Raw genomic sequence first — 9,924 nt, 5'->3', positions numbered from 1 at the left:
CCGCATGTCCGGTGGTGTGAGAGGTCGGGGGCTAACCGCCCCCTCCTACTCGATCGAAGCGATACGGGACCGCTGTGTAGCGGGGGGTGGCCCCCCGACCTAGAAGTTCACGCTGTCGATCTGGTCGATGCGTGTGGCGCGGGCCACGCCGTTGGCGTTGACGGTGTACACGATGCCGTTTTCGAAGGCGACCACCTTCTGGTTTTCGATGACGACGCCGTCCACGATCAGGCTCGTGTTGAACCCGCCCCCGCGCAGGTCTTCCAGCAGCTGGCGGATCGTGGAGTTCTGGGACATGTCCCGTATCCCCCTCAGGTATCGGTTGAGCGAGCTACGGCATAGCTCTCCCACTAGTCAGCGTATGCGTGCCGGCCCGCAGTGCTCCAGACGGGCTGGCGCGGATTGGAGGTGCGGCGGTGAGGCGGGCCTCCCGGTTCCAGTGGAAGGGCCTCCCGGTGGCGCCCTGGCGCGGCGCCCCTCCGGCCGGGGAGGCGCGGCGGCCGGCGACCCCGGAGTGCCAGTCAGAGGCGCTGCGGGACCTGCTGGCGGCCCTGCGCGGCCACGAGGTCACGCTGCTGGTAGGAAACCGATGGCTGGCCGGCAAGCTGGTCTCGGCGGACCCGGTGGTCCTCGTGGACCGGGCCGGCCGCGTCACCCAGGTGCGGACCGGGGCGGTTCGGGCGGTGACCTTCTGAGCCCGGCTTGGACCGCCTGGGTGATCGGCCTATAATGAAGGAGGAATTTGCGCCTGGAGGTTATTGCACATGAACGCTTCATTGCGCTTCGATCTTTCCCGTGCCGCAGTCTTTGTGCCACCCCACGAGATTGAGTACCAGGCGGAGGCGGTCCGCGCCGCCCACGAGTTGCTCCACCAGCGCCGGGGCCCCGGGGCCGACTTCACCGGCTGGCTCGACCTGCCCGAGCGGTACGACCGGGACGAGTTCCGCCGCATCCGTGAAGCCGCCGCCCGGATCCGGTCTGACTCCGACGCCCTGGTCGTCATCGGCATCGGCGGCTCCTACCTCGGGGCCAGGGCGACCATCGAGGCCCTGGGCCACAGCTTCTACAACCTGCTCCCGGCGGAGAAGCGGCCGGGCCCGCAGATCTTCTTCGCCGGCAAGGACCTGAGCCCCGTCTACCTCACCCACCTGTTCGAGGTGCTGGAGGGGAAGGACGTCTCCGTAAACGTGGTTTCCAAGTCGGGTACCACCACCGAGCCGGCCATCGCCTTCCGGTTCTTCCGCCAGTACCTGGAGCGCCGGTACGGCAAGGAGGGCGCCCGGCGGCGCATTTACGCCACCACCGACCGGGCCCGGGGCGCGCTGAAGCAGCTGGCCGACGCTGAGGGATACGAGTGCTTCGTCATCCCCGACCCGGTGGGCGGCCGGTACTCGGTGCTGACCGCGGTGGGGCTGCTGCCCATCGCCGTGGCCGGCATCGACATCGAGCAGCTCATGGCCGGTGCGGCCGCGGCCATGGCAGAGTACGCGAACCCTGATCTGCTCACCAACGAATGCTACCAGTACGCCGCCGCCCGGCATGCGCTCTATCGGAAAGGCCGGACGACCGAGCTCCTCGTCACGTACGAGCCCGCCCTCCGCAGCACTGCCGAGTGGTGGAAGCAGCTCTTCGGCGAGTCGGAGGGGAAGGACGGCAAGGGCATCTTCCCCGCCTCGGTGGAGTTCACCACCGACCTGCACTCCATGGGCCAGTACATCCAGGAGGGCATGCGGAACCTGTTCGAGACGGTGATTCAGGTGGAGCGCCCGCAGACCGACGTGGTCATCTCCGGCGGCGACGCGGCCGACGGCCTGGGGTACCTCGAGGGACAGAGCCTGGCCCATGTGAACCGCATGGCGCTGGAGGGAACGGTGCTGGCCCACACCGACGGCGGCGTGCCCAATCTGCTGCTCTCGCTGCCGGAGCTCACGCCCTACCACTACGGCCAGATGCTCTACTTCTTCGAGAAGGCCTGCGCCATCAGCGGCTACCTCCTGGGGGTGAACCCTTTCGACCAGCCGGGCGTGGAGGCGTACAAGAAAAACATGTACGCGCTTCTGGGCAAGCCAGGCTTCGAGGCCCGCAGGGCGGAGCTGGAGAGGCGCCTGACGGGCGGAAAGGCGGAATAAACAGAGCCCTGGGCACCGCCGGATGGCGGGCCCAGGGCCTTGTGTTTCTGACCGCTGATGTGCCTGATCGAATGCGAGGAGTCGTCAATCCGGGCGCACCGCCGGTGGGGATCCGCTGGGCCGGTGGTGTGGAAGCGCCTTCTCCCGTTCGACCGGGCAATAACTGGTTTACGAACGGGCCGGGCGGCTCTGCGCCAGGTTGACGGTCAGAACACGGCCGTTGTACGTCTGCCCGTTCCAGGCCTCGATGGCCTTGGCGGCAGCCTCCTCCTCCATGTCCACGAAACCGAAGCCGCGGCTGCGGTTGGTCTCGCGATCCAGGACGATCTTCGACCGTTTGACCTCGCCGTACGGGGCGAAGAGCTCATACAGATCCTCATCCGTGGTAGCCCAGGGCAGGTTCCCGACAAAAATGCTGACAACGGCCAAGTCTGACATCCTCCTAAACGAGAATCGCGGATCCGGAAGTATCTCTTCGCCCTGCCCTTGCAGAACCCTGCTTCCTTCGCGAACTTTCGCGTGATATTGCGGCGAGGGGGCTAGCGCAGGAAGATAGCCCCCAGCGCCAGCGCACCCACCACCCCGTAGATGGGGGAGAGGCGGAAGTAGTGGGTGGAGATGAAGAAGGCTGCGGCGATGCCGAAGGGCAGCCACCGCAGGGGGCCGGTGCCCAGGGGCTGGAAGGCGTAACCGGCGAAGTCGAAGGCCAGCGTGAGCAGCATCACGAAGACCACGGGTCGGATGCCGTTCACCATCCCCCTGAGGACGGGGCTGTCCTTGAAGCGCAGCATCAGCCCCGCCAGGGCGATCATCACGATGCCGACCGGCAGGGTCACCGCCAGCAGGGCGACCAGCGCACCCGGCCATCCCGCCACCCGGTAGCCGATGTACATGGTGATCTTGGTGGCGATGGGGCCGGGAAGGGCGTTGCCCATGGCGAGGGCGGTGCCGAACTCCTCCCGGGTGACCCAGCCGAAGACCTCCACGGCCTCGTGCTCGTACAGCGGCACGATCGAGGGGCCCCCGCCGAATCCCAGCAGCGTGGCGCGGCCAAAGTCGACGAACAGGTCCAGCAAGATGTTCCACATTGCGCAGCCCCGCCTTTCACATGGCCAAGAGAAGTCATGTTCACCTAGGCACCATGGTGCCCGGTGCAACCGCCTTGTTTGCGTCCCGAACACTTCCGGCAGGGGAGTCTCTGCCAGAAAGCGAACTCACCCTGTCAGGACAGGGAGGAATGCAGATGAGTGACCTCCGGGCGCTGATTCTGGCGTTCGCGTACGTGGGCGCGGTGGTGGCGGTGGGCGAGGGGGCATACCGCCTGGGACTGCCGAGGCCGTGGGCCCGCAAGGTGATCCACGTGGGGGTCGGCCTTTGGATCATCGGCACCGCGCTGCTCTTCGAGAGCCGCTTCGTGGCGGCGGTGCCGGCCGCGGTGGCGGCTATCGGCAACTATGTCATCCACCGTCGGCGGCTCCTGGGCTCCGTGGCCGCCGATGCGGAGAACCTGGGTACTGTATGGTTCCCCATTTCCTTCGCCCTTCTCATCCTGCTGGCATGGAACGAGCACGCCGCCATGATCGGCGGCGTGCTCGCGATGACGCTGGGCGACGCGGTGGCCTCCACGGTGGGCCTGCGCTGGGGCAGGCGCCGGTACGAGACCCTGGGCGGCCACATCAAGAGCCTCGAGGGCTCGCTGGCCATGTTCGGGGTGACCCTGGTCACCACCCTTGCGGTGCTCAGGCAGCTGGCGCCGGCCCTTTCGCCCGCCGGGACCTGGGGGTTGGCGGGGCTGGCCGCAGTGGCCGCCACCTGCGCCGAGGGCCTGGGCATCAAGGGGCGTGACAACCTCTGGGTGCCGCTCGGCACCGGCCTGGTTCTCTGGGCCGGCCTCCGGCTCTTCCCGCACCTCCTGCCCGGACTGGGCGCGGGAGCGGTGCTGTCGGCCGCCATCGGCGCCCTGGCCTGGCTGAAGCGGTGGCTCACCCCCAGCGGGGCGCTCGGAGCGGTCCTCACCGGCACGCCGGTCTTCGGCCTGGGTGGCTGGACGGGTGGACTCGCCCTGGTCGCGTTTTTCCTCTCCGGCAGCCTGCTCTCCCGGTTCTTCCGCAGCCGCAAGGCGCAGGTGGAGGCCGAGTTCGCCAAGACCGGCACCCGCGACCTCGGACAGGCTCTGGCCAACGGCGGGGTGGCCGCCGCAGCGGCGCTGGGTTACGCCTGGACCGGCGAGCTGCCCTGGATGGGCGCCCTGCTGGGCAGCCTTGCGGCCGCCTCGGCCGACACCTGGGCGACCGAGTTGGGCGTGCTGGCCCGCTCGGCGCCACGCCTCATCACCACGCTTCGGCCGGCCCCTCCCGGCACCAGTGGGGCCGTTTCGCTGAACGGCCTCGCCGCGGCCGTGGGCGGCGCCGCGTTCGTGGGCGCCGTGGCCGCCGCGGTGGAGCCGCTCTGGTGGCGACTGCTGCCGCACCTGGCCCTGGCGGGCCTGTTCGGCTCCCTGGTGGACTCGCTGCTGGGCGCCACGGTGCAGGCTGTCTACTGGTGCCCCCGCTGCCATAAAGAGACGGAACGCACGGTGCACCGCTGCGGCAGCCCGACCCGGCTGCACCGGGGTTTTCCGGTGGTGAGCAACGACCTGGTCAATCTGCTGGCCACCCTCGCCGGGGCGGCGGCGGGCTTCTGGTTGGCCGCGGGCGCCTAGCGCAGGTCCCGGCCGGCCCTTCCTACAGCCAGTCAAACACCGTCAGCGCTCCCGTGGCCACCGCCCCCACCAACACGCCGGAGACGGCCAGGCCGCCGGCCATGGCCAGGGCGGTGGGGAGCGCGGGCATGCGCATCAGGTTGGCCAGCGCTGCACCCGAGAAGAGGCCGGTGCCGGGCAGCGGCACCACGATGAACAGTACCAGGCCGATCCAGCCGTAGCGGTGGACCCAGTGGTGGTGCCGCCGGGCCGCCGCATCGGCGCGGGCCAGCCAGCGGGCCGCGAAGGGCACCTGCTGCGCGAAGTTGCGCAGTATATACATCATGAAGATCACCAGCGGCACCTGCAGGGCGTTGCCGATCACCCCCAGGGTAACGGCGACGCCCGGCGAAAAGCCGCTGAGGATGCCGACGGGAATGCCGACGCGCAGTTCGAGGAACGGGACCGCGGAGATGGCGATGACCTTCAGTGCTGCGGCGAGGTTGAGCACGAGTGAACCCTCCCGGCTCCAACTCGGGTAAAAACGCACTGATTTAGACGGGCCCGGAACCCACAGGGTTCCGGGCCGCTCGCATTACCGGAGCACTCGGATGTGGCCGTTCGTATCGACGCCGTAGGTGCGGATCAGGTCGTCCAGGAGCAGGAACCGGTAGCCCTGGTCCCTGAGGGCCTTGATGATCGCCGGCAGCGCCTGGTCGGTCTGCTTGCAGGAGTCGCTGGCGTGCATCAGGATGATGGCTCCGGGGTGCGCCAGCTTCACGGTGCGATGGATGATGCGGTCCACGCCCGGGTTCTTCCAGTCGAGGGAGTCCACCGACCAGATGACGGTGGCGTAGCCCAGGTCCTTGGCCGCCTGCACCGAGGCCTCGTTGTACGCCCCGTTGGGGGGCCGGATGTAGGTGGGGTCCCGCCCGGTCAGCTCCTTCAGGATGGCGTGGGCGGCTGCGATGTTCTGCCTGGCCCCCTCCCGGCCCAGGGTGTTCAGGTCGACGTGCGCCTGCCCGTGGGACTCGATCTGGTGCCCGTCGGCCAGGATCTGCTTTACGATTTCCGGATGGCCCTTGGCCCAGGGGCCTGAGAGGAAGAAGGTGGCGGGCACCTTCTCGGCGCGGAGCACCGCCAGCACCTTGGGCGCCATCTGGTTGCCCCAGGAGATGTCGAAGGTGAGCGCCACCACCTTCTCGTCGGTCCTGGCCGAGTAGATGGGGCGCAGGTTCGGCTGCAGCGAGGCGCTCACCGGCGCGGCGTCGTTGCGCTCCACCACCCTGGCGTGAGCCGGCGACGGGCCGGCCAGTGCCAGCGCACCGGCGAGCACCGCGGCGGCCGCCCGCAGCAGCAGGCGCCGGGTCCGAAGCTGGTGCATCTCCATCCTCCTTACGGTCGAGCAGTGCTACCAGTATGCGTTGATTGGGCGCGCCGCCATACCGTCGCTTCCTGGCAGTGCTGCCACGGCGTGAGCTGAAGTGGCGGGCGCCCAACGGTTGCGCTGACGGCAGGAAAGGCGCACAAGCCCCGTGCTGCGCAGGTCCTTCAGACAGGAATGATGGAAGAACAAGAAGAATAGTCACGCATGAACGATAGTGGAAAGGGGAGGGGCCATGAGCTTTCAGCACGCGGGCAAGCTGGTTGCACGAGCGCTGAAGCACGAGGGCGTGGAGGTGGTCTTCACCCTCTGCGGCGGCCACGTGATGTCGATCTATGACGGATGCCTCGACCAGGGGATTCGGGTCGTGGACGTGCGCCACGAGCAGACCGCGGCCTTCGCCGCCGACGGATGGGCGCGGCTCACCGGCCGGACGGGCGTCGCCATCGTGACTGCCGGACCGGGGGTGACGAACGCGGTGACCGGCATTGCGAACGCCTTCCGGGCGCAGTCGCCGCTGGTGGTGATCGGCGGCCAGGGCCCCCACAGTCTGGCGGGCAAGGGTGCCCTGCAGGAGATGGATGTGCTGTCCGTCGTCCGCCCCATCACCAAGTGGCAGGCGGCGGTGACGGACCCGTCCCGCATCCCGGAGCTGATCGCCACGGCGTTCCGCCAGGCGATGTCCGGCGTTCCCGGGCCGGTCTACCTGGAGATGCCCCTCGACGTGCTCTTCGCCCCCTGCGAGCCGGACGGCGTGCGCCTGCCGTCGCCCTACCCCGGGCGGCCTGCGGTGCCGGGCGATGAGCGTCGGGTGGCGGAGGCCGCGGCGCTGCTCCGGCAGGCCGACCGGCCCGTGGTGCTGATCGGCAGCCAGGTGCGCTGGTCGCCGGACTGGGAGGTGGCCCGCACCTTCGCGGCGCAGGTGGGCGCGCCGGTCTACGTGTCGGGCATGGCCCGTGGGCTTCTCGAGCCCCGCTGGGTGCGCTCCCGCAAGGCGGCGCTGGCGGAGGCCGACGTGGCGCTGGTCTTCGGCACGCCCCTGGACTTCCGCCTGAACTACGGCGGCGCCCCGCTGTGGAACGAGTCCTGCCGGCTGATCCACGTGGACCTGGACCCCGCCGAGCCGGGCCACAACCGGGACGCCGACGTGGCAATCCCCGGCGACAGCGCCGCGGTGATGGCGCAGCTGCTCGCGCAGGGCGACCTGGGGTCCGATCGCCCGGCGCGCCGGCAGTGGCTGCAGCGCCTGGAGGCCGTTGAGGCGGAGCGACTGGCCCGCATGCAGCCGGGCCTCACCAGCGACGCCAGCCCCGTCGACCCGCTGCGCCTCTGCGCCGAGGTCGACCGGGCGCTGCCCGACGGCGCCATCGTGATCGGCGATGGCGGCGACTTCGTGGCCACCGCTGCCAACGTGCTGCGCGTGCGCCGCTACCCGGGCGGCTGGCTGGACCCGGGCCCGCTGGGCACGCTGGGGATCGGCATGGGGTTTGCCATGGCCGCCCGGCTGGCCCATCCGGATGCACCCGTGCTGCTGCTCCTGGGCGACGGAACCGCCGGGCTCAACCTGATGGAGGTCGAGGCGGCGGTGCGGCAGAACCTGCCCTTCGTGGTGGTGATCGGCAACGATGCAGCCTGGACGCAGATCCGGCGGGGGCAGGTGGAGATGTTCGGCGCAGACCGCGCTCCGGCCACTGCCCTGGCGTACGCCCGGTACGATCAGGCGGCCGTGGCCCTGGGCGCCCACGGCGAGTGGGTGGAGCGTCCCGAGGACGTGGGTCCGGCCCTGGAGCGGGCCTTCGCCAGCGGCAAGGTGGCGGTGGTGAACGTGAAGATGGGCAAGAGCGACTTCCGGGCCGGTGCGATCAGCGTCTAGCGTGCCGGCGGGTGGCGGGCAGGGTCCGGCCCGCCGCCGACACCTGGGCGGCGGCGCGGCCGACCCGGGCGTGGAGGTGCGGGCGGGCTATGTGCGACGCCTCTGCGGCGGTTTGTCGACCATAGTGGGAGCGAACGGCCAGGGCGAGTGGACGCCCTGGCCTTGCCTGTTCATGGGCGGTCAACCTGAGGTGGTCAACCGGCCGGCGGCTCTTCGGCGCCCATCCGCAGAAGTGAGCGAGGGATGTGCGCCCGGCGCCCTCATCTTCTGGCCTGTGGGCAGAACCTGTTCTTCCAGTGCCGGCGGGGCCAACTGGCGGGTGGTTATGATATACGTCGCACAAGATAGAAGTGTTAAAAAGTACTATTAACCAAGGAGCGAGTTTAGACTATTATAGGTATTGACTGAAAGGAGGTGCCCACGATGCCCGAGGCCATGTCTTGCGGGAAGCGGACCCCGGGGGTTGGGGTCATCGCGCCCGCCGCGCGCGCTCCGGAAACCGAACAGATTGCGGAGAGGAGGAGTGACGTGACGCTAGCAAGAGTGGGCCATGAGGCGCCCGACTTCAGGGCGGAAGGCTACTTCCAGGGCGAGTTCAAGGCGTACCAGCTCTCCGATTTCAGGGGGCAGTGGATCGTCCTCTGTTTCTATCCCGGTGATTTCACCTTTGTGTGACCGACGGAACTGGCGGCAGTTGCCGCCCGGTATGACGAGTTGAGGGAACTGGGTGTCCAGGTGTTCGCGGTCTCCACCGACTCGCATTTCGTCCACAAGATCTGGCATGAGGACGAACTCTCCCACATGGTGGAGGGCGGCATCCCCTACCCGATGCTTTCGGACCCGGGTGGGGAGATCGGCCGGGTCTACGGCGTATACGACGAGGCGGGCGGCGTGGATATTCGTGGCCGGTTCATCATCGACCCCGACGGCGTCATCCAGGCCGCCGAGATCCTCACGCCGACCGTGGGCCGGAACGTGGAGGAGCTGCTGCGCCAGGTGAAGGCGTTCCAGCATGTGCGGGCCTCCAACGGCGCCGAGGTCTGCCCGGCCGGCTGGCGGCCCGGCGGCAAGACGCTCCGGCCCAGCCCCGAGCTGGTGGGCAAGGTTTGGCAGGAGTGGTCGCCAAAGGCAGATCTGGTGCTCAGGTAACCCATTCTTACACAGAGGGAGTGGCTCGTGCGGGCCACTCCCTTGTTGGTATGCGGGGCGGGCGTCGCCTCGTTCACGGGGGCGGAAGGCACAGTGGAAGACGCAAGGGCGGCCCAGCACTTCGAGGGCCGTACGGCCGGGGGAGGGCAGGTTCCGGGGCGGGATCAGGGTGGCACCGGGGGCGAAGCCCTGGCGAGCGTACATGGGGCAGGACTTCGCAGGGGCATGGGGATCGACAGCATGGGTCCCCCGGGCCTGCGGGCCCAGGGGTGAGCTTCGGTAGCGAAAGAGGGACCGAGGGTGGAGCGGACGTGTACTTGAGAAGTGACGTGTCAGTAATCGATAGGGAGGTGGGAAGGAGGGGGGGCAGAAACTGGGTGAACGCATCCCCCAGGCCGGGCTTGCGGCCCGGGGGTGATGTATCGAGTGGCAAAGGCGGAGTTGGCGCCGGTTCGACGGGGTGTTCCAGATGTGCAGTGATAGAAAATGGCACGGAATGGAGTGGGGGTGCGCCAGAAGATGATACTTCGAAGTACGGAAGATCAGCGAACTCGGCGTCGGAGCCGGTGTAGGCGGTAAGTTCACGTGTGAAGTGACAGATTCTCGCAGGGGCTGGCGCCGGGGAGTACGCAAAAATGGTAGTTCAAGGCTGAAGGATAGGGGGGAGCCGGTCAGGGAGACGGGGATGACGACCGGGATGGGGAGCTGG

The 9,924-nt window shown here is 68.7% G+C and carries 10 protein-coding genes; 5 read left to right on the top strand and 5 right to left on the bottom strand.

All coding sequences use genetic code 11. The features are described 5' to 3' along the window. Positions 1-99: 99 nt before the first annotated feature. Positions 100-297 (bottom strand): hypothetical protein, encoded by a 198-nt coding sequence (locus AB2385_RS15900; RefSeq protein ID WP_367655995.1) that lies wholly within the window; start codon positions 295-297, stop codon positions 100-102. 119 nt (positions 298-416) lie between these two features. Here AB2385_RS15900 and AB2385_RS15895 point away from each other — a divergent pair, with 119 nt between their 5' ends. Continuing rightward, on the top strand, positions 417-695 hold the full coding sequence (locus tag AB2385_RS15895; RefSeq protein WP_367655994.1) for a hypothetical protein: 279 nt from the start codon (positions 417-419) through the stop codon (positions 693-695). A 69-nt stretch (positions 696-764) separates the two neighbouring features. Beyond that, the gene (locus AB2385_RS15890; RefSeq protein ID WP_367655993.1) at positions 765-2,129 is read left to right on the top strand and encodes a glucose-6-phosphate isomerase; all 1,365 of its coding nucleotides are present in this window, start codon (positions 765-767) and stop codon (positions 2,127-2,129) included. 168 nt (positions 2,130-2,297) lie between these two features. Here the strand turns inward: AB2385_RS15890 and AB2385_RS15885 are convergent, their stop codons facing one another. Together AB2385_RS15885 and AB2385_RS15880 are read right to left on the bottom strand one after the other, a co-directional pair. After that, a complete protein-coding gene (locus AB2385_RS15885; protein WP_367655992.1) occupies positions 2,298-2,567 on the bottom strand; it encodes an RNA recognition motif domain-containing protein in 270 nt (89 codons plus the stop codon). A 101-nt stretch (positions 2,568-2,668) separates the two neighbouring features. Beyond that, entirely contained in the window at positions 2,669-3,217 is a 549-nt protein-coding gene (locus tag AB2385_RS15880) for a chromate transporter (RefSeq protein WP_367655991.1), read from the bottom strand. A 155-nt stretch (positions 3,218-3,372) separates the two neighbouring features. Here AB2385_RS15880 and AB2385_RS15875 point away from each other — a divergent pair, with 155 nt between their 5' ends. Next, on the top strand, positions 3,373-4,830 hold the full coding sequence (locus AB2385_RS15875) for a DUF92 domain-containing protein (RefSeq protein WP_367655990.1): 1,458 nt from the start codon (positions 3,373-3,375) through the stop codon (positions 4,828-4,830). A gap of 22 nt (positions 4,831-4,852) precedes the next feature. Here AB2385_RS15875 and AB2385_RS15870 read toward each other — a convergent pair whose 3' ends face one another. Next, complete coding sequence (locus AB2385_RS15870; protein WP_367655989.1) at positions 4,853-5,320, bottom strand: COG2426 family protein; 468 nt, start codon at positions 5,318-5,320, stop codon at positions 4,853-4,855. An 84-nt stretch (positions 5,321-5,404) separates the two neighbouring features. After that, the gene (pdaB, locus tag AB2385_RS15865; RefSeq protein WP_367655988.1) at positions 5,405-6,193 is read right to left on the bottom strand and encodes a polysaccharide deacetylase family sporulation protein PdaB; all 789 of its coding nucleotides are present in this window, start codon (positions 6,191-6,193) and stop codon (positions 5,405-5,407) included. A gap of 235 nt (positions 6,194-6,428) precedes the next feature. On the opposite strand from pdaB, the gene AB2385_RS15860 reads away from it, so the two are divergent. Then, positions 6,429-8,066: a thiamine pyrophosphate-binding protein gene (locus tag AB2385_RS15860; protein ID WP_367655987.1), complete on the top strand. Its 1,638-nt coding sequence runs from the start codon at positions 6,429-6,431 to the stop codon at positions 8,064-8,066. Positions 8,067-8,489: 423 nt separating this feature from the next. Then, on the top strand, positions 8,490-9,215 hold the full coding sequence (gene prxU, locus AB2385_RS15855) for a thioredoxin-dependent peroxiredoxin (RefSeq protein ID WP_367655986.1): 726 nt from the start codon (positions 8,490-8,492) through the stop codon (positions 9,213-9,215). The last annotated feature ends 709 nt before the right edge of the window (positions 9,216-9,924 follow it).

It is taken from the genome of Symbiobacterium sp. (genome assembly GCF_040797425.1).
Classification (GTDB): Bacteria; Bacillota; Sulfobacillia; order Symbiobacteriales; family Symbiobacteriaceae; genus Symbiobacterium.
The sequence above is the reverse complement of the archived record's forward strand: the minus strand, read 5'-3'. Positions and strand labels throughout refer to the sequence as shown.

What these genes read in the sequence shown, in the direction of transcription:
- AB2385_RS15860 (WP_367655987.1), top strand. Translation starts at nt 6,429, where the DNA reads ATGAGCTTTCAGCACGCGGGCAAGCTGGTTGCACGAGCGCTGAAGCAC.
- pdaB (WP_367655988.1), bottom strand. Translation starts at nt 6,193, where the DNA reads ATGCACCAGCTTCGGACCCGGCGCCTGCTGCTGCGGGCGGCCGCCGCG.
- AB2385_RS15890 (WP_367655993.1), top strand. Translation starts at nt 765, where the DNA reads ATGAACGCTTCATTGCGCTTCGATCTTTCCCGTGCCGCAGTCTTTGTG.
- AB2385_RS15875 (WP_367655990.1), top strand. Translation starts at nt 3,373, where the DNA reads ATGAGTGACCTCCGGGCGCTGATTCTGGCGTTCGCGTACGTGGGCGCG.
- AB2385_RS15885 (WP_367655992.1), bottom strand. Translation starts at nt 2,567, where the DNA reads ATGTCAGACTTGGCCGTTGTCAGCATTTTTGTCGGGAACCTGCCCTGG.
- AB2385_RS15880 (WP_367655991.1), bottom strand. Translation starts at nt 3,217, where the DNA reads ATGTGGAACATCTTGCTGGACCTGTTCGTCGACTTTGGCCGCGCCACG.
- AB2385_RS15900 (WP_367655995.1), bottom strand. Translation starts at nt 297, where the DNA reads ATGTCCCAGAACTCCACGATCCGCCAGCTGCTGGAAGACCTGCGCGGG.